The sequence below is a fragment of the Pseudomonas sp. 37 R 15 genome (assembly GCF_900004865.1).
In the GTDB taxonomy this organism is placed as follows: Bacteria; Pseudomonadota; Gammaproteobacteria; order Pseudomonadales; family Pseudomonadaceae; genus Aquipseudomonas; species Aquipseudomonas fluorescens_AM.
The window spans coordinates 120994-138449 of the sequence record NZ_CVTV01000008.1 but is presented as its reverse complement, the minus strand read 5'-3'; the positions used below and the strand labels follow the sequence as shown (position 1 = coordinate 138449).

The 17456-nt window shown below is 60.3% G+C and carries 23 protein-coding genes; 13 read left to right on the top strand and 10 right to left on the bottom strand.

Features of this window, described 5'->3' with window-relative positions; translation table 11 throughout:
• Positions 1–16 precede the first annotated feature (16 nt).
• Positions 17–310, top strand: coding sequence for a hypothetical protein (locus BFQ04_RS01155; RefSeq protein WP_057722836.1), 294 nt, complete (start codon positions 17–19; stop codon positions 308–310).
• Between the two features lie 81 nt (positions 311–391).
• Positions 392–1360, top strand: a complete 969-nt coding sequence (locus BFQ04_RS01150; RefSeq protein WP_065949196.1) for a L,D-transpeptidase family protein — start codon at positions 392–394, stop codon at positions 1358–1360.
• Between the two features lie 93 nt (positions 1361–1453).
• Here BFQ04_RS01150 and oprI read toward each other — a convergent pair whose 3' ends face one another.
• Positions 1454–1705: an outer membrane lipoprotei OprI gene (gene oprI, locus BFQ04_RS01145; RefSeq protein WP_003172710.1), complete on the bottom strand. Its 252-nt coding sequence runs from the start codon at positions 1703–1705 to the stop codon at positions 1454–1456.
• Positions 1706–2317: 612 nt separating this feature from the next.
• On the opposite strand from oprI, the gene BFQ04_RS01140 reads away from it, so the two are divergent.
• Entirely contained in the window at positions 2318–2599 is a 282-nt protein-coding gene (locus BFQ04_RS01140; RefSeq protein WP_003233387.1) for a GNAT family N-acetyltransferase, read from the top strand.
• 74 nt (positions 2600–2673) lie between these two features.
• Here BFQ04_RS01140 and BFQ04_RS01135 read toward each other — a convergent pair whose 3' ends face one another.
• Together BFQ04_RS01135 and BFQ04_RS01130 are read right to left on the bottom strand one after the other, a co-directional pair.
• Positions 2674–3750, bottom strand: coding sequence for a 3-deoxy-7-phosphoheptulonate synthase (locus tag BFQ04_RS01135; RefSeq protein WP_065949195.1), 1077 nt, complete (start codon positions 3748–3750; stop codon positions 2674–2676).
• 131 nt (positions 3751–3881) lie between these two features.
• Positions 3882–4316 carry a PilZ domain-containing protein gene (locus BFQ04_RS01130; RefSeq protein WP_065949194.1) on the bottom strand — a complete coding sequence of 145 codons (435 nt, stop codon included), beginning with the start codon at positions 4314–4316 and terminating at the stop codon, positions 3882–3884.
• Here BFQ04_RS01130 and BFQ04_RS01125 point away from each other — a divergent pair.
• The 5 genes from BFQ04_RS01125 to cysB all read left to right on the top strand — a co-directional run bounded on the left by BFQ04_RS01125 (position 4315) and on the right by cysB (position 8237).
• Positions 4315–4701: a thioredoxin gene (locus BFQ04_RS01125; RefSeq protein WP_065949193.1), complete on the top strand. Its 387-nt coding sequence runs from the start codon at positions 4315–4317 to the stop codon at positions 4699–4701. The two genes, BFQ04_RS01130 and BFQ04_RS01125, sit on opposite strands and share 2 nt — an antisense overlap.
• Positions 4698–5660 carry a putative 2-dehydropantoate 2-reductase gene (locus BFQ04_RS01120; RefSeq protein WP_065949192.1) on the top strand — a complete coding sequence of 321 codons (963 nt, stop codon included), beginning with the start codon at positions 4698–4700 and terminating at the stop codon, positions 5658–5660. Before BFQ04_RS01125 ends, BFQ04_RS01120 begins: the two co-directional genes overlap by 4 nt.
• 15 nt (positions 5661–5675) lie before the next feature.
• Complete coding sequence (locus tag BFQ04_RS01115) at positions 5676–6593, top strand: 5'-nucleotidase (protein ID WP_065949191.1); 918 nt, start codon at positions 5676–5678, stop codon at positions 6591–6593.
• A 66-nt stretch (positions 6594–6659) separates the two neighbouring features.
• Positions 6660–7166 (top strand): universal stress protein, encoded by a 507-nt coding sequence (locus BFQ04_RS01110; protein ID WP_065949190.1) that lies wholly within the window; start codon positions 6660–6662, stop codon positions 7164–7166.
• A gap of 96 nt (positions 7167–7262) precedes the next feature.
• Positions 7263–8237 (top strand): HTH-type transcriptional regulator CysB, encoded by a 975-nt coding sequence (gene cysB / locus BFQ04_RS01105; protein ID WP_017849520.1) that lies wholly within the window; start codon positions 7263–7265, stop codon positions 8235–8237.
• A gap of 6 nt (positions 8238–8243) precedes the next feature.
• Here cysB and BFQ04_RS01100 read toward each other — a convergent pair whose 3' ends face one another.
• Both BFQ04_RS01100 and BFQ04_RS01095 read right to left on the bottom strand, forming a co-directional pair.
• Complete coding sequence (locus tag BFQ04_RS01100) at positions 8244–8726, bottom strand: GreA/GreB family elongation factor (protein WP_065949217.1); 483 nt, start codon at positions 8724–8726, stop codon at positions 8244–8246.
• 5 nt (positions 8727–8731) lie between these two features.
• On the bottom strand, positions 8732–9100 hold the full coding sequence (locus BFQ04_RS01095) for a hypothetical protein (protein WP_065949189.1): 369 nt from the start codon (positions 9098–9100) through the stop codon (positions 8732–8734).
• A gap of 132 nt (positions 9101–9232) precedes the next feature.
• On the opposite strand from BFQ04_RS01095, the gene earP reads away from it, so the two are divergent.
• Together earP and BFQ04_RS01085 are read left to right on the top strand one after the other, a co-directional pair.
• Positions 9233–10366, top strand: a complete 1134-nt coding sequence (gene earP, locus BFQ04_RS01090) for an elongation factor P maturation arginine rhamnosyltransferase EarP (RefSeq protein WP_065949188.1) — start codon at positions 9233–9235, stop codon at positions 10364–10366.
• 49 nt (positions 10367–10415) lie between these two features.
• The gene (locus BFQ04_RS01085; protein ID WP_065872731.1) at positions 10416–10988 is read left to right on the top strand and encodes an elongation factor P; all 573 of its coding nucleotides are present in this window, start codon (positions 10416–10418) and stop codon (positions 10986–10988) included.
• A 65-nt stretch (positions 10989–11053) separates the two neighbouring features.
• On the opposite strand, the gene BFQ04_RS01080 is transcribed toward BFQ04_RS01085, so the two are convergent.
• The 4 genes from BFQ04_RS01080 to BFQ04_RS01065 form a co-directional block, all read right to left on the bottom strand.
• Complete coding sequence (locus BFQ04_RS01080) at positions 11054–12070, bottom strand: alpha/beta hydrolase (RefSeq protein ID WP_065949187.1); 1017 nt, start codon at positions 12068–12070, stop codon at positions 11054–11056.
• 27 nt (positions 12071–12097) lie between these two features.
• A complete protein-coding gene (locus BFQ04_RS01075; protein ID WP_065949186.1) occupies positions 12098–12517 on the bottom strand; it encodes an organic hydroperoxide resistance protein in 420 nt (139 codons plus the stop codon).
• A gap of 176 nt (positions 12518–12693) precedes the next feature.
• Complete coding sequence (locus BFQ04_RS01070) at positions 12694–13146, bottom strand: MarR family winged helix-turn-helix transcriptional regulator (protein ID WP_065949185.1); 453 nt, start codon at positions 13144–13146, stop codon at positions 12694–12696.
• 77 nt (positions 13147–13223) lie between these two features.
• Positions 13224–14174, bottom strand: coding sequence for a LysR family transcriptional regulator (locus tag BFQ04_RS01065; RefSeq protein WP_065949184.1), 951 nt, complete (start codon positions 14172–14174; stop codon positions 13224–13226).
• A 109-nt stretch (positions 14175–14283) separates the two neighbouring features.
• Here BFQ04_RS01065 and BFQ04_RS01060 point away from each other — a divergent pair, with 109 nt between their 5' ends.
• Positions 14284–15033 carry a sulfite exporter TauE/SafE family protein gene (locus BFQ04_RS01060; protein WP_065949183.1) on the top strand — a complete coding sequence of 250 codons (750 nt, stop codon included), beginning with the start codon at positions 14284–14286 and terminating at the stop codon, positions 15031–15033.
• Here BFQ04_RS01060 and BFQ04_RS01055 read toward each other — a convergent pair.
• On the bottom strand, positions 15023–15877 hold the full coding sequence (locus tag BFQ04_RS01055; protein WP_065949182.1) for a LysR family transcriptional regulator: 855 nt from the start codon (positions 15875–15877) through the stop codon (positions 15023–15025). The genes BFQ04_RS01060 and BFQ04_RS01055 overlap by 11 nt on opposite strands.
• Before the next feature lie 97 nt (positions 15878–15974).
• Between BFQ04_RS01055 and BFQ04_RS01050 the strand changes: the two genes are divergently transcribed.
• Together BFQ04_RS01050 and BFQ04_RS01045 are read left to right on the top strand one after the other, a co-directional pair.
• The gene (locus BFQ04_RS01050) at positions 15975–16181 is read left to right on the top strand and encodes a DUF1127 domain-containing protein (protein ID WP_065949181.1); all 207 of its coding nucleotides are present in this window, start codon (positions 15975–15977) and stop codon (positions 16179–16181) included.
• A 44-nt stretch (positions 16182–16225) separates the two neighbouring features.
• Complete coding sequence (locus BFQ04_RS01045) at positions 16226–17455, top strand: winged helix-turn-helix domain-containing protein (protein ID WP_065949180.1); 1230 nt, start codon at positions 16226–16228, stop codon at positions 17453–17455.
• The last annotated feature ends 1 nt before the right edge of the window (position 17456 follow it).

The following is a 17456-nucleotide window of genomic DNA, read 5'->3' as shown; positions in this document are numbered from 1 at the left end:
CGATTTGGAGCCCCTGATGTCGCGTCCTGCCTGGTCCCTGTTTAACTACCAACTGATCGAGCCGGACGAGCAGCTGGATCTGTTCGCCTGCCAGGAAGTGCGAGTGCATCTGGTAGCGCGTCAACTGGAGTTGGGCGGCTCGATTGATCGCACGCTCTGCGGCACGTTATTGCCGGCGCAACCGCTCTGGTCGTCGGTGGACCGTTCGATCTTCCAGGATCAGCGGCTGTGCCCGTTATGCAGGGCAATTCTGGAGTCGCAAAAGCGCGGCACACCGCCGATCTGGCCGGAGCTGCGCTTCGAGCTCTAGCGCGGCCGGCTTGATGCCAGGCACTCGCTTCACGTATACAATCAGTTTTTTCCTACCGTCGTTCTGCGAAGGATTTTCCGGATGTTGTCGCGCCTTTCCGTCGTTACCTGCTGCCTGTCTTTCGCTGCGCTCTGTGCGGCCGGTCCGGCGTTAGCCTTGCAGTTGCCCTTGCCGCCGCCCGGTGAGGACATCGTCGGTCAGGTCCAGGTGATCAAGGCCAAATACGAAGACACGTTTGCCGACCTGGGCACCACGTATGACCTGGGCTATTCGGAAATGGTCGCCGCCAACCCGGGCGTCGATGCCTGGTTGCCAGGGGCGGGCACGGATATTGTGCTGCCGACACGGTTCATCCTGCCGCCGGGCCCGCGCGAAGGCATTGTGATCAACCTTGCCGAATATCGGCTCTACTATTACCCCAAGGGGCAGAATGTGGTTTACACCTTCCCGTTGGGGATTGGTCGTGAAGGCTGGGGGTCGCCCATTGCCCATACCAGCATCATCGCGAAGACGCCGAACCCCACCTGGACACCCCCGGCCTCGATCAAGGCCGAACATGCCGCCAATGGTGACCCGCTGCCCAACGTGGTACCTGCCGGCCCCGACAACCCGTTGGGCCCGTTCAAGTTCACTCTGGGCACGCCGGGTTATCTGATTCATGGCTCCAACATGAAATTCGGTATCGGTACGCGCACCAGCCACGGTTGCTTCCGCATGTTCAACAACAACGTGTTGGAAATGGCCAGCATGGTGCCGGTCGGCACGTCGGTGCGTATCATCAACGATGCCTATAAGTTCGGCAGCGCCGGCGGCAAGGTCTACCTCGAAGCCCATACACCGTTGAACGACGATGGCACGCCGTCGGTGGTCGACAAGCACACGGCGGTGATCAATGCCCTGCTCAAGCGTGAAGACCTGGCCAACAGCCTGCGGGTGAACTGGGATCAGGTGCGTGACGTGGTGGCGGCGGAGGATGGTCTGCCGACTGAAATCGGTGTGCCGGGTGGCGCGCCAGTGGCGGTGAGCACCCCCATCGATTTGCAGCAATAAACCCGATGTGAGTCCAGAAGCTTGCACGGGAGTTTCAGGCAAAAAAAAGCCGACCCATAAATGGATCGGCTTGATAACAACCCCGAAGGATTATTACTTGCGGCTTGCTTTTTCAAGCATGCGCAGAGCGCGCTCGTTAGCTTCGTCAGCAGTCTGTTGTGCTTTTTGAGCAGCAGCCAGCGCTTCATCAGCTTTACGGTAGGCTTCGTCTGCACGAGCCTGGGAGCGAGCTGCTGCATCTTCCGTTGCAGTCAGACGAGCTTCGGTTTCTTTGGAGACGCTGCTGCAACCGGTAGCCAGAACTGCGGCCAGAGCCAGAGCAGAGAATTTCAGAACGTTGTTCATCGTGTTCCCCTTCAAGGACTTTCTATTAGATGGCTACTGCCTCAGAGTGAGCAAATAGCCGGCGTACATACTACCCATTACTTGTAGTAAGTAAACTGACGTTGCGCAAGAAGCAAAAAAAATTCTTGTACCGAATCTGTTTTGGCTAATCTTTGGGAGGTTTGTATAAAAAGCAGCCGGCTTTTTTCATCCTGCTGAAGATTGGATCCAGGCTGAAAGGGCCGGCCCGCATGCCTCGAGCTTTGTAGATAGATGAAATTTTATATATCCAAGCGGGCACTTGCGTTGCGTCTGCGCGAGCCGCACCGGGTATCTTTTGCTCATCTAGAGGTGACTTTAACAGCGCCAGTTCGTCTCAAGCTGCAACTGCCGGCAATGTTCAGGCGTTCGGTCATCGGTTGATCGAGGCCCTTTCTAATAATCCACCCGTGGCAGGGGATGACGAGTGTGCCTTGAGCAATTGCTGAATGGGTGCCTACTATTCCCTACGTGCAGGTGTGAGCGCTCAGGGTTTTCTCGTTGTCGAAACCGGCACGGGGTGGCGTAGATGTTCCTTCGCCGGAAAAACAGCGGTAAGGTAGGGTCAATATTCAAGACCCGCGAGGAGTAGTGATGAGCGAGGCGTTGTCCATCCACCATGACCAGGCTGGTCATCAGTTCGAGACCAATGTGGACGGTCATCGTGCTTATCTGACCTATATGGACCTCGGGAAGCAGACCCTGGATATCTATCGCACGTTCGTGCCCAACGCGTTGCGTGGGCGTGGCATTGCGGCCGCGTTGACCGAAGAGGCGTTGAAGTTCGCCGAAGAGTCAGGCTATACGGTCATTCCGTCCTGCTCCTATGTGGAACGCTACATGGAGCGCCACCAGCGCCATGCCGCCAAGCTGTGAACGAACAGCCATAAAAAAACGCCGGGTTTAGCCCGGCGTTTTTGTGTGTGCCTGATTCAAAGACACGTGCGGCTTCAGGTGCGTTTGCGTTTGGGCAATACGTCCTTGAGCTTGGCGTGCATGCTGCGCAGGGTATTCTCGGTAGCGGCCCAGTCGATGCACGCGTCGGTGATTGACACACCGTACTGCAAGTCGGCCAGGTCTTTTGGAATGGCCTGGCAACCCCAGTTCAGGTGGCTCTCGACCATCAAGCCGATGATCGACTGATTACCTTCGAGGATCTGGTTGGCGACGTTTTCCATCACCAACGGCTGCAAGGCCGGGTCCTTGTTGGAGTTGGCATGGCTGCAGTCGACCATGATATTTGGCTTGATGCCGGCCTTGTTCAACGCCTGTTCGCAGAGTGCGACGCTGACCGAATCATAGTTGGGCTTGCCATTGCCGCCGCGCAGCACGACGTGACCGTAGGCGTTGCCCTTGGTGGTGACGATGGACACGCCGCCTTCCTGGTTGATGCCCAGGAAGCGGTGAGGGCTGGAGACCGATTGCAATGCGTTGATCGCCACGGTCAAGCCGCCGTCGGTGCCGTTCTTGAAGCCCACGGCCGAGGACAGGCCGGAGGCCATCTCGCGGTGCGTCTGGGATTCGGTGGTACGCGCGCCGATGGCCGACCAACTGATCAGGTCCTGCAGGTACTGCGGGGAGATCGGGTCCAGCGCTTCGGTCGCGGTGGGCAGGCCCATTTCCGCCAGGTCCAGCAGCAGTTGACGACCGATATGCAAGCCGTCCTGGATCTTGAACGAGTCATCCAGGTACGGGTCGTTGATCAAGCCTTTCCAGCCGACGGTTGTACGCGGCTTCTCGAAATAGACGCGCATCACCAGGTACAAGCTGTCGGACACTTCTGCGGCCAGCACCTTCAGGCGCTCGGCGTATTCGTGAGCAGCCTTGAGGTCGTGGATCGAGCAAGGCCCGATAACAACGAAGAGGCGGTGGTCGGTGCCGTCGAGAATGTCACGGATGACTTCGCGGCCCTTGGTGACGGTCTGCAGGGCAGCGTCGCTCAGGGGAATTTCGCGCTTGAGCTGATCGGGCGTGATCAGGGTCTCGTTGGATTCAACGTTAAGGTCATTGATCGGTAAATCAGCCATCGTGTTACTCGTCAGGGTCACGGGTGCCGGCCGCCAGCCATCCCCGTGCGGCGGAGCACAGCATGATTTGGATGCAGGGGGGAGGAACCTTAGCGCGTAATACGGGCTCGCGACAATGGGCAAAGGCCGCTTTAATCCAGCACTGGCTGCACAACTGCCTCGTGGGAGAACTCGCCGGCGTGGCGCGACACCCAATCGCGGGCCAGGGCTTCGAGTTGCTGGGGCGTGGGCTCGGCGGTTTCGTGCAGGCGGCAGTAGCGTTCGATCTGGCACACTTGCTCACCCATGCGCGCGCCGAACGGGGCATGTTCATCGGTAAAACTGATGCCGATGCGATAGCCCGCTTCTCCTTTGCGGCACCACGCGACATAGCCCGGATAGCGGGCGCTGGCGCCCAGGGAGGGGATAGACAGGTCGACCGCCGTGCCAGGACGCCAGGCACGCGGACAGTTGCAGGCGATGCCGCCGCGGCCGATAGTGCGCAGGCGTTGGCGAGGCAAGGGAGGAGACGGACGTTGGATCAATTCGACAGCGACATCATCAGGGTGAGGTAAAAAACGACCCATGTACACGGACTCCGAACACCGTCCCATGGACGGCAGTGGCAGCAGTATAGTGAAGGAACTGGAGCTGACCGACCTGGATATCGACCAGCAATTGCTGGGATTGCCCGGGTGTTCGCTGGTAGTGTTTACCAGTGTCGGTTGTTCCAGTTGCCGCTGGGCGCGCCAGCAGTTGCCGAGCTGGCGCTTGCCGGTGGACCGACTGTGCTGGGTGGATGCCGGGCACAACGGCGGCGCGGTCGAACGTTACCAGATCTTTCATTTGCCCGCGCTGTTCCTCGTGTGCGAGGGTCAATTCTACGGGCAATTACAGACACGTCTTACGCAACCAGACCTGACCGACGCGGTAAACCACGCACTGACCCGTACCCCAGAGGATTTGCCATGACCGCCACTGCACACCCTTCGCCACGTATCGGCATCATTGGCACCGGCGCCATTGGCGGGTTTTATGGCCTGATGCTGGCGCGTGCCGGGTTCGATGTGCATTTTCTGTTGCGCAGCGAGTACGCGGTGGTCAGCAAACAGGGTCTGCGCCTCAACAGTAATGTGCATGGCAACCTGCACCTGCATCCGGTGCAGGCATATGCCCAGGCTGCGGATATGCCGCCGTGCGATTGGCTGCTGGTGGGTACCAAATCCACCGGCAATGCCGATCTGGCCCCGACCATCGCCCAGGTTGCGGCGCCGGATGCCAAGGTGGTGCTGTTGCAAAACGGACTGGATGTCGAGGACAGCCTGCGTGAACACCTGCCGGCGTCGCTGCACTTGCTGGGCGGCCTTTGCTACATCGGCGTGCATCGCGCCGCGCCGGGCGTCGTCGAGCATCAGGCGCTGGGACGGGTCAACCTGGGCTATCACAGTGGTAGCGCGGCCAACGATGAAGCGCGGCAGCAGGCGATTGTCGAAGAAGGGGCCGGGCTGTTTCATCAAGCGGGTATCGAGTCTCAGGCCATGGCCAGCGTGCATCAGGCCCGTTGGCATAAACTGGTGTGGAATGTGCCGTTTAACGGCCTCTCGGTTTTGCTCGGCACCGGGACCCGCGCGCTGATGGCGGATGAATCCAGCCGTGCGCTGATTCAGGCGCTGATGGCCGAAGTGGTGCAGGGCGCTCACGCCTGTGGTCATGACATTGCTGCGAGTTACGCCGGACAGATGTTTGCCATGACCGAAACCATGGACGACTACCTGCCCAGCATGTATCACGACCACGTGCACAAGCGTGCGTTGGAACTGGCGGCCATCTATGCGCGACCGTTGGCCGCCGCCAAAGCGGCCGGCTGCGAATTGCCGCGCATGCAGGCGCTTTACCAGGCCTTGTGTTTTATTGATCGGCACAATCGCTGATTCGGAGGCACTGACATGGTGAAGGGATTGAGCGACAAACTGGTGCTGGCGATTTCATCGCGAGCCTTGTTCGATTTGAGCGAGAGCCACAAGGTCTACCTCGCCGAAGGGGTGGAGCCGTATCGCCAATACCAGATCGAGCACGAGGAGGAAATCCTTGAACCCGGCGACGCCTTCCCGCTGGTCAAGAAACTGCTGAGCCTCAACGCCAGCCTCGGGCGGGCCCGTGTCGAGGTGGTATTGGTGTCGCGCAACAGCGCCGATACCGGTCTGCGAGTGTTCAACTCGATCCAGCATTACGGCCTGGACATTTCCCGCGCCGCTTTCGTTGGAGGGCGTAGTCCCTATCCGTATTTGGCCGCCTTTGGTTGCCATCTGTTTCTGTCGACCCATGCAGAAGATGTGCGCAGTGCGCTCGATGCCGGTTTTGCCGCGGCGACGATCCTCTCGGGTGGGGCGCGCCGGGCGTCGAGCGAGGAACTGCGGATCGCGTTCGACGGCGATGCAGTGCTGTTCTCCGACGAGTCAGAGCGCGTCTATCAGGCCGGCGGGTTGGAAGCGTTCCAGGCCAGCGAACGAGAGTCGGCGCGCCAGCCGTTGCACGGTGGCCCGTTCAAGGGCTTCCTGGCGGCGCTCAACCTGTTGCAGCGTGAGTTCACCGACGAGGCATGCCCGATTCGCACGGCACTGGTCACCGCGCGCTCGGCGCCGTCCCACGAGCGGGTCATCCGCACCTTGCGCGAATGGGATATCCGCCTGGATGAATCGCTGTTCCTGGGTGGCCTGGATAAATCCGCGTTCCTGGAAGCATTCGCCGCCGATGTGTTCTTCGATGACCAGGCCGGCCATTGTGAGAGAGCCAGGGAGGTGGTGGCCACCGGGCATGTGCCCCATGGCATCAGTAATGAGTTGAAAATCCACAGCCAGAGCTGAGCCGAACTGCTCGAGGCGCTGCTAAGCTCATCTAATCTCCGCCAGCCTGGCAACCCAGGGGGTTCTATGATTCGTTCGATGCTGTACGCCACGGATCTTGGCCTGTATGCACCGTATGTCATGCAACATGCCCTGGCGTTGGCGCGAACGTTCAAGGCGGATTTATATGTGATTCATGTGGTGGAGCCCATCGGGCTGTTCGCTGAATCGGTGTTGCAGAGCTACCTTGATGAAAAGGCCCTCAGCGAATGGCAGCGCCAGGGGTTGACCACGGTCATGGCGACGATCGAGCAGCGAGTGCTCGACAGCTTTCGCGAGGAACTGGGGGAAGGGGAGCAGGACCTGAAGTTGATTCGTTCGGTACGGGTGATCCAGGGGGACCCCTGCGAGGTGATTCTCGACCAACTGCATAAACTTTCCGTCGACCTGTTGATCGTAGGCAGTCATAGCCATGCAAGCGCAGCGGCTACACCGCTGGGGCGTACCGCCGCGCGCTTGTTACAGCTGGCGAGCGTGCCGGTTTACCTGGTGCCATCGCTGCAACGTCGGCGCAGTGATGATATTGAGCGGTAAAAACGATAAAAAGTTCTAGATTTCTATATCTTACCTTTAATATAGTTATATACCGTCGCTGATACCCGTGGCGTCTATCTGCTTTGAGGGATTCATATGAAGCTTCAACAACTGCGCTACATCTGGGAAGTGGCGCACCACGACCTCAACGTTTCCGCTACCGCTCAAAGCCTCTACACGTCGCAACCCGGTATCAGCAAGCAGATCCGCCTGCTCGAAGACGAGCTGGGCGTGGAAGTATTCGCGCGCAGCGGCAAGCACTTGACCCGCGTCACTCCGGCGGGCGAGCGCATCATCACCACGGCCGGCGAGATCCTGCGCAAGGTCGAGAGCATCAAGCAGATCGCCCAGGAATTCTCCAACGAGAAGAAGGGCACCCTGTCGATCGCCACCACTCACACCCAGGCACGCTATGCCTTGCCGCCGGTGATCCGCGATTTTATCAAGCAGTACCCCGACGTGGCGTTGCACATGCACCAGGGCTCGCCGATGCAGATCGCCGAGATGGCCGCTGATGGCACCGTCGATTTCGCTATCGCCACCGAAGCCCTGGAGCTGTTCGGTGATCTGGTCATGATGCCGTGCTACCGCTGGAACCGTTGCGTGGTGGTGCCGCAGGGACACCCCTTGGCCAAGTTGCCGAAGCTGACCCTGGAAGCCTTGGCCGAATACCCGATCGTGACCTACGTCTTCGGTTTCACCGGCCGTTCCAAGCTTGACGAAGCCTTCAGCCACCGCGGCCTTACGCCGAAAGTGGTGTTTACCGCAGCCGATGCCGATGTGATCAAGACTTACGTGCGCCTGGGCCTGGGCGTGGGCATCGTCGCCAAGATGGCAGTCGACACTCAGCTCGATAAAGACCTGGTGGTGCTCGATGCCAGCGAGCTGTTCGAATCCAGCGTGACCAAGATCGGTTTCCGGCGTGGCACGTTCCTGCGCGGCTTCATGTGCGATTTCATCGAGAAATTTGCACCGCACCTCACCCGCGAAGTGATGGCCAAGGCGATCCAGTGCCATAACAAGCAGGAACTGGAAGAATTGTTCGACGGCGTTGAGTTGCCTGTTCACTAAACTGGCTCAGCGGGCCTCGGTCACGGTGAAATGCTGCCGGGTGCCCGCCACCAGAATCTCCACCTCGTCATCGACACGCTTGCCCAGCAGGCTTTTGCCCAGGGGCGAGCGCGGGGTGATGACGGTGACCGGTTGTCCGACCACATCGACCTTCAATCCCGCCGCATCCGGCGCCAGGAACAGCCATTGCTGGCGATCGTTCTCGTCTTGCAGGCCTAGCAGCGTACCGACTTCGATCCCGCGCTGATCATCGTAGGCGCGCAACGCCACGTTCTGGCACAGCGTCAGCGACAGCTTGATCTCTTCGACCCGCCTGGCCTGGCCGGCCGCCAGATAAGAAGCCTCCAACCCCAAGGTGTCGTACTTGTTTTCCGCGATGTTCTCTTCGTGTGTCGCGGTCTCGTAGGCGGTCTGCGCGGCGCGTTGAGCGATGTCGAGGTCGGCGCTGAGTTTTTCCAGGACCAACTGGAGGACGGCGTGTTTATTCATGATCTTCAATCACAGAATTGCAGGACATTGGCTTTGGACTTTTCATTCGGGGCGTTCTGGTCCTGTTGCAGCCAGAACTGGCATTTGGGGTTGGACAGGTTGCGCGCATTGTTTCGCGCCTGCTCCAGGGCTTGTTGCTGCTCCTGCTTCTGCAGGTTCTGCTGGTACTGCTCAAACATACGGTTAGGCGGCTCCGGTGCAGCAACCGGCGGTTTGCCCAACTGTTGAACCGCTTGGGCCACCGGCGCCAGGCTCTGCGGGAACAGGTAGCGCGAGGCCAGCCAGGTGGTCAGCGCGATGGCGATAAACCCCAGCCACACGCCTGCGGCAATGGCGATGCACAGTTTGAACAGCGACATCGGACGGTCAGACATGGGGGCCTCCTGGCTAGCATTGATGGCAAGTTGGCGATTGTCGCACAGCCACTGTGCAGAATAATCGTGATCAAGCCTTCTGCATCGGTGCATTTATGCGGACAATCGAGCCTTTGAGCACTGGAGCCCGGAATGAAAGCCCGCTGGGATATTTTTTGCAGCGTCGTCGACAACTACGGCGACATTGGCGTGACCTGGCGACTGGCCCGGCAATTGGTAGCCGAGCATGCGTGCGATGTGCGCCTGTGGGTCGATGACCTGCGCGCTTTCGAGCGCATGTGCCCGCAGATCGATGTCAGCCTGGAGCAGCAGTGGCAAGAGGGCGTCGATGTGCGCCACTGGCCGTGCGAATGGGCGCCAACCCCTGCGGCCGATGTGGTGGTTGCCGCGTTCGCTTGCCAACTGCCGGCTGACTATATGGAAGCCATGGCCGCGCGCGCGCGCACGCCGTTGTGGATGAACCTGGATTACCTCAGTGCCGAGGACTGGGTGGTGGGCTGCCACCGCCTGCCGTCGGTGAAGTTCAAGGGGGTGCAGAAGTACTTCTTTTTTCCTGGCTTTCGCCCGGGTACTGGAGGGCTGTTGCGTGAAGCAGGGTTACTGCAGCAGCGCCAGGCGTTTGAGCAGGATGCTAATGCGCAGCGCCAATTCCTGCAGACCCTGGGCGTGTTTCCGGTAGCCGATGCGCGGCTGATCTCGCTGTTCGCCTACGAAAACGCCGGGCTGGGCAGTTGGCTGGACGTGTTGTCGACAGACGCCCGTGCCACTCATCTGTTGGTGCCGGAAGGGCGCATCCTGGGCGATGTGCAACGCTGGCTGGGCGAGGAGGGGCTGACGGCGGGGGCGATTCATCAACGCGGGGCCTTGACCGTGCAGGTGCTGCCGTTCATGCGCCAGACTCAATACGACCTATTGCTGTGGTGCTGTGACCTGAATGCCGTGCGTGGCGAGGATTCGTTCGTGCGCGCCCAGTGGGCCGGGCGCCCGTTGCTGTGGCACATCTATCGTCAGGACGAAGACATTCACCTGGACAAGCTCGATGCCTTCCTCGAGCTGTACACCGCAGCCTTGTCGCCGGCGGCCAAGACCGCACTGGTTACACTCTGGCAAGCCTGGAACACCGAGGGCGATATGGCCCAGCCGTGGAAAATGCTGCTGGAACACTGGCCGGAACTCAACAGGCATGCGCAAACCTGGTGTCTGGAACAGGCCTTGCAGGCCGATCTTGCGACGGCGCTGGTACAGTTTTATGAAAGTTGGATATGATACGCCACCTTGATTTTTGTAAATCCCATCCAAATTTCGGATATATGCAATGAAAACTGGTAAAGAACTGAAACCCGGTACAGTGATCCGTCTCGAAAACGACCCTTGGCTGGTTCAGAAAGCTGAGTTCACCAAGTCCGGTCGTAACAGCGCCATCATGAAGACCAAGCTGAAAAACCTGCTGACCGGTTACAAGACCGAGATCGTCTACAGCGCCGATGACAAACTGGACGACGTGATCCTCGACCGCAAGGAAGCGACCCTGTCCTTCATCAGCGGCGACACCTACACGTTCATGGACACCACCGACTACACCATGTACGAGCTGAACGCTGAAGATATCGAAGCCGTTCTGCCGTTCATCGAAGAAGGCATGGAAGACGTCTGCGAAGCTATTTTCTTCGAAGAGCGCCTGGTTTCCGTAGAGCTGCCGACCACGATCGTGCGTAAAGTTGCCTACACCGAAGGTTCCGCTCGCGGTGACACTTCCGGCAAGGTAATGAAGCCTGCCAAGCTGAGCAATGGTACCGAGCTGCAAGTGGCCGACTTCATCGAAATCGACGACATGATCGAGATCGACACCCGTGAAGGTGGTTCGTACAAAGGTCGCGCCAAGAAGTAATTCCTGCGCCGCGATACGAACGGAAAAGCCCGACCCTGTGTCGGGCTTTTTTATGCGTGCAGTGTTTACTTCAGGTGTTGCTTGAGTTCATCCGACGCTTGCAGCAAGGCAGAACGTACAGCGGGCACCTGGCTGACCACGTTGAGCAAACCGTAGTCGTGGATCATGCCGTTGTAGCGCACGGCAGTGACCGGCACACCGGCCTGATCCAGTTTGCGGGCGTAGGCTTCACCTTCGTCACGCAGTACATCGGCACCGGCGGTTTGCACCATCGCAGGGGGCAAGCCCTTGAGTTGATCGGTGGTGGCCCGCAGTGGCGAGGCATAGATCTCGGCGCGCTGGTTGGCATCAGTGGTGTAATTGTCCCAGAACCATTTCATCATGTTCCTGGTGAGGAAGTGCCCTTCGGCGTACTGGTTGTAGGAACCCGTATCGAAGTTGGCATCGGTCACCGGCCACAGCAGCAACTGGAACTTGATCGCCGGCGTGCCCTTGTCCTTGGCCATCAGGCTGACCACTGCGGCCATGTTGCCGCCGACACTGTTGCCTGCGACTGCCAGGCGCTTGCCATCGACGTTGATGTCCTTGCCGTGCTCTGCCACCCACTTTGTTGCGCCGTACGCTTGGTTGATCGCCACCGGGTAATGCGCTTGTGGTGATGGGGTGTAGTTGACGAAGACCGCCACCGCCCCCGAACCCACCACCAGGTCCCGCACCAGGCGTTCATGGGTCGGGTAATCCCCCAGCACCCAGCCACCGCCGTGGAAGAACATGAACACTGGCAACGTACCCTTGACCCCGGCCGGACGCACAATGGTCAGGTCCAGCGGCTGGCCGTCGACCTGAATGGTCTTCTGGCTCACATCCGCCTTTGGCAGGCTCAGCTTCACTGCGGCCTGGGCACCGGTCAGCACCGCGCGGGCCTGCTGGGGCGTCAACTGCTCCATCGGCTTGCCGGTGCCGGCGTTCAGTGCATCCAGGAACCCCTGGGTGGTGTGCTCCACGTCACCGGTGGCGGCGAAGGCCGTGCTGATGGACAGGGCGAGCAGGCTGCCGGTGAGCGCTTTGGCAAATGTGTTCATGTTCTTCTCCGATCAGGGCGGCAGTGGTTAGACGGTTACGTGCAGACGCACATCGACGTTGCCGCGAGTGGCGTTGGAGTACGGGCAGACTTGGTGAGCGGCGTCGACCAGCGTTTGCGCATCATCCTGGGCCAGGCCTGGCAGGCTGATGTGCAGGTCGATGTCCAGGCCGAAGCCGCCAGGGATCTGGCCGATGCCTACGTGGGCGGTGATCGCAGCGTCATCCGGGATTTTGCGTTTGGTCTGGCCGGCGACGAATTTCAGGGCACCGATAAAGCAGGCCGAGTAGCCGGCGGCGAACAGTTGCTCAGGATTGGTGGCCTGGCCGCCAGCACCGCCCAATTCCTTGGGCGTGGAGAGCTTGACGTCGAGGATGTTGTCACTGGAAACAGCGCGACCATCACGGCCGCCGGTGGCGGTGGCTACTGCGGTATAGAGCGTTTGCATGGTGTCGTCCTCTGGTTTTAGCGCTAAAGGTTTGCGCGCCAAGTAGTTGGTGAGGCGAATGTATAGCGCTAATGTTTAGTGCGCAAGCTAAATTCACAAATATTTTCAGGCGATTGAAAATAATGTGGGAGGGGCGGTCGCACCGCCCCTCCCACATTTTTAGCGCGTTGCTGTGTTCAGAGTGTGTTCTGCAGGTTGCTGCGCAAAGTAATCAAATCCGCCTGCAGCTTGCGCAACTGCTCCAGGTCCAGCCCGCTGGCCCCCAGGATGCATTGCGGAATCCCCATGGCCTTGTCCTGCAGGGCCCGACCGGCAGCGGTAAGCTCCACCACCACCACCCGCTCATCTTCGCGGCTGCGGGTGCGGCTCAACCGGCCTTCGGCTTCCAGGCGCTTGAGCAGGGGCGTCAGGGAGCCGGGATCGGTGAGCAGGCGGTTGCTGATTTCACCCACGGTCAAACCGTCTTCTTCCCACAACACCATCATGGCCAGGTACTGCGGATAGGTCAGGCCGAGGGCCTGAAGGAGCGGTTTGTATACCTTGGTCATCAACAGCGAGGTGGAATGCAAGGCGAAACACAGCTGGTTATCCAGCATCAAGGATTCACAGGGAGTTGGATTTTTGCTCATGGCGGTGCCTCGAAAGCCGGTATAACGGGAATCTAGCGGGCAAATCTTTAATGCGCCAGATAATTCTCCGCGGACGGTCAGACCAGTCCGCTTTGCAGTGCCAGATCCCAAGGTGGTATCGGGCTGAAACGGGACTTCAAGTATTCCAGCAGCAACCGGCTGCGTGCATTGGGTTGCTGTTCCAGGCGTAGTGCGTAGATGCCGGTGGTTTCCGGGCTGGGCAAGCCGTTTTCACAAAACAGTGGCAAGAGTTCACCGCGCACCAGGTATTCGCTGGCCAGCCACGTAGGCAGATGCGCAATGCCCAGCCCTGCCAGGGCGCCGGAGAGCAGGGCCTCGGCATTGTTGGCACTCATGCGGATACGACGAGGCCGATAGATGGCGCGGCGCCCGTCCAGTTCAAAGCGCCAGGCGAACATCGGCGCCAACCCGTCCCAGTCCAGGCCGTCGTGTTCGCTCAATTCCCGCGGGTGCGCTGGCATACCTCGGCTTTTCAGGTAAGCCGGGCTGGCGCAGGCAATGCGCACAATACTGGCCAGCGGCGTGGCGATCAGACGAGTGTCGGCAATATGCCCGGCGCGCAGCACCAGGTCGACCTTGCCCAGGTGCGCGCCCTGCATATCGACAAAGCTGTCGATCAAATGCAGCTGTACATCCAGCCCTGGGTACACCTGCAGGAAATCTGCAATCACTGGCGCCAAGTGCCGTCGCCCGAACGCCGCCGGTGCATCTACGCGGATCAGGCCTTCCGGCGCATGGCTCAGGGACACGGCTTCGGCGCGCGCCAGCTGCAATTCACCGACAATTCGTCGCGCCCGCTCGGCGAAGGCCAGGCCGGCCGGGGTGGGGACCACGGCATGGGTGCTGCGCTGGAACAGGCGGCTGCCGACTGAGTTTTCCAGGCTGTCGATACGCCGCGCCACTGCCGAGGGGGTCAGCGGACGGCGGCGCGCAGCGGCGGAAAAGCTGCCGCTTTCCAGCACATCGAGAAACAGGCTCAGTTGGTCGGTCAACGTATTGGGATTCATGGGGCCGTGCTTGTGCGAGTTTGGCACAGCCATTGTGCGTTGCTGTGCCTTTGCGCGCCATAGCCGACTGCGTAGCATGCAAGACTCAGGGTTTGTGGAGTAACGAGCGGTGTTGGATTTAGCGATGTACCTGGTATTGGGCGCGGCCCTTGGCACAGTAGGCGGCTTGTTTGGCATTGGCGGTGGGCTGATCGCCATCCCCGTGCTGGGTGTGCTGTTCGGGCTCGATCAGCAGATCGCTCAAGGCACCGCGCTGGTGATGGTGGTCCCCAACGTGATGCTGGCCCTGTGGCGGTATCACCAGCGCAACCGCATTGAGCTGCGCCATGCCTTGCCGCTGGGTGTGATGGGGTTCAGTTTTGCCTGGCTGGGTTCGATCTGGGCGGTAGGCCTGGATGCCGGCGCGATGCGGATCGGGTTTATCGTCTTTTTGGTGGTACTGGCAGCCTATAATCTGTTGCGCATGTTCACCCGTAATGCACCGCCGACGGCGCAAATGCGCTATTCCTGGCCGTGGCTGGGCGTACTCGGCGCAGCCTCAGGCGCCATGGGCGGATTGTTCGGTGTCGGGGGCGCGGTGGTAGCCACGCCGGTGCTTACCAGTGTTTTCGGCACCAGCCAGGTGGTCGCCCAAGGCTTGTCCCTTGCGCTGGCGCTGCCCAGCACCGGCGTGACCCTGGTCACTTACGCCTGGCATCACGAAGTGGACTGGCTGATCGGCGTGCCTTTGGCGGTGGGCGGCCTGCTCAGTATCAGTTGGGGCGTGAAAGTCGCTCATGCGCTGCCCGAGCGGGTGTTGCGTGGCCTGTTCTGCGGTTTTCTGGCGGTGTGCGCGGTGATGCTGACATTTAAAGTCTGAACCCTTCGAGAATGTACTCGGCCAGGCATTCGGTGATGGGCGACGTCATTTGCGGGTTGCGCAACAAGCGCAGATTCATCGACGGCAAGGGCGGGAAGCCTTCGTCGCTGCCCAGCACGCGCAGGTCTTGGGACACCAGGCTTTCCATGCTGACCATCGCGGCCAGGCCGGCACTGACCACCGCCAGGATCGCCGCGCCATTGGAGCTGTGATAAGCCAGGCGATAATCCCGTCCAGCCATATCCAGCGCGGTCTGGGCCCACTGCGTGTAGAGGCAGTCGCCGCCGGAAACCGCCAGCGGCAGGGCCTCGTGCTCGTCTACGCAAAAACACGGCGCTGCGGCCCACACCATGCGTTCAGTGCGCAGGAATTCACCGAGATCGTTGCCGGGCTCGCGGCTGATGACGGTCAATGCCAGGTCCCGTCGCTGCATCAGCACCGATGACGACTCGCAGTGCAACTCGATCTGGATCAGCGGGTAGGCCTTGGAGAACTGCTTGAGAATGCCCGGCAGAAAGCGCATCACGTAATCGTCCGGCGTGCCGATGCGCACCAACCCCACCATATGCGGCTCGCGCAGGGTGTTGAAGACCTCGCTGTGCAGTTTCAGGATACGCCGCGCATACCCCAGCAACACCTGGCCCTCAGGCGTCAGCCGCACCTGACGGCCGTCGCGCTCGAACAGCTTGCGTTGCAGCACGTCCTCTTCCAGGCGTTTGATCTGCATGCTCACCGCCGATTGAGTGCGGTTGACCAGCTCCCCGGCTCGGGTAAAGCCGCCCTGATCGGCGATGGCGACGAAGGTGCGCAGCACTTCCGTGTCGATGCTCGGGTAAGTCGACAATTGATCAATCTCCGAGATGTGTTACATAAGAAACATTCGTTGGATTGATCATAGGCCCAGGCACACACTCGCGTCATCCCCACTGGAGGGCGAGAAGATGAAAGGTCAAAAAGATCATGGGGCGATGGCACGGTCGCCGTTGTCAGGGCTTCTTCACATTATTTCGCGTTGGCCGGCGTTGCATCGCGAACGCCGGATGCTGGCGGGCATGAGTGATGATGCGCTCAAGGATATCGGGCTCAACCGTATCGACGTGGAGCAGGAGATCCACCGGCATTTCTGGGATGACCCGCTGCGCAAGTGACCGGGGATGCAGTAGGGTAGGTGCGAGCATTCAAGGAGCTATCCATGCCCGCCATCCTCTCCTTTTCCCTCAAGCAGGCACGCCGCATGGCGCTGGCGGCCCAGGGGTTTTCCGGGCGCCAGCCGCCGGTGCAGATAAAAGCCGCACACCTCAACCGCCTGATCGAACGTCTCGGCGTGCTGCAGATCGACTCGGTGAATGCGCTGGTGCGTTCCCATTACCTGCCGCTGTTTTCTCGACTGGGCAATTATTCCCCCTTGATGCTCGAACAGGCCGCCTGGAGCCAGGGGCGGCGACGTACGATGTTTGAATACTGGGGGCATGAGGCCTCGTTGCTGCCCATGGCGATGTACCCCTTGATGCGCTGGCGCATGGAGCGGGCCAGACAGGGGCAGGGTATTTACGCGCAAATGGCGCGGTTCGGGCGTGAGCGGCAGGACACTGTCCAGCGCGTTCTGCAGGCCGTCGAACAGCGCGGCGCATTAGGTGCGGGCAGTCTGTCGACCCGTGAGGAGCGCGCCGGGCCCTGGTGGGATTGGAGTGATGAGAAACATGCGCTGGAATGGCTGTTCGCGGCCGGTCTGGTGACCGTGGCGGGGCGGCGAGGGTTTGAACGCCTATACGATTTGCCGGAGCGGGTGATCCCCGGCGATATCCTTCAAACCTTCGTGAGCGACGACGAGGCCCTGCGCGGCTTGTTGTTGCACAGCGCCAGCGCACTGGGCGTGGCCACTGAAAAAGACCTGCGCGATTACTTCCGCCTCGATCCCGTCGACAGCCGCCAGCGCCTGGCCGAGTTGGTCGAGGAAGGCCAATTGCTGAGTTGCCAGGTACAGGGCTGGAAGCAGTCGGCGTATTGCCTGCCCGAGCCGAAAGTGCCACGCAACGTGCCGACCAGCGCATTGCTGTCGCCCTTTGATTCGTTGATCTGGGAGCGTGCCCGTACCGAGCGCCTGTTCGATTTCCGTTACCGGCTGGAAATTTATACCCCACAACACAAGCGGGTGTACGGCTACTACGTCCTGCCGTTTTTGCACAACGAGCGGATCGCTGCGCGCATTGATTTGCGCGCCGAACGGGCCAACGGCTGCCTGGCGGTGCATGCGGTGCACGAGCAAGAGCAGGGCCTGGATGAGCCGGGCATGTTGGCGTTGGCGCTGAACCTGCGGCAGATGGCCGATTGGCTGGGGCTACAGCAGGTCAAGCTCAATTGCCAGCGGGCCAGTGCTGCGCGATTACGCTTGGCAATGCTCAAGATGGATGCTGGGCTTTAGG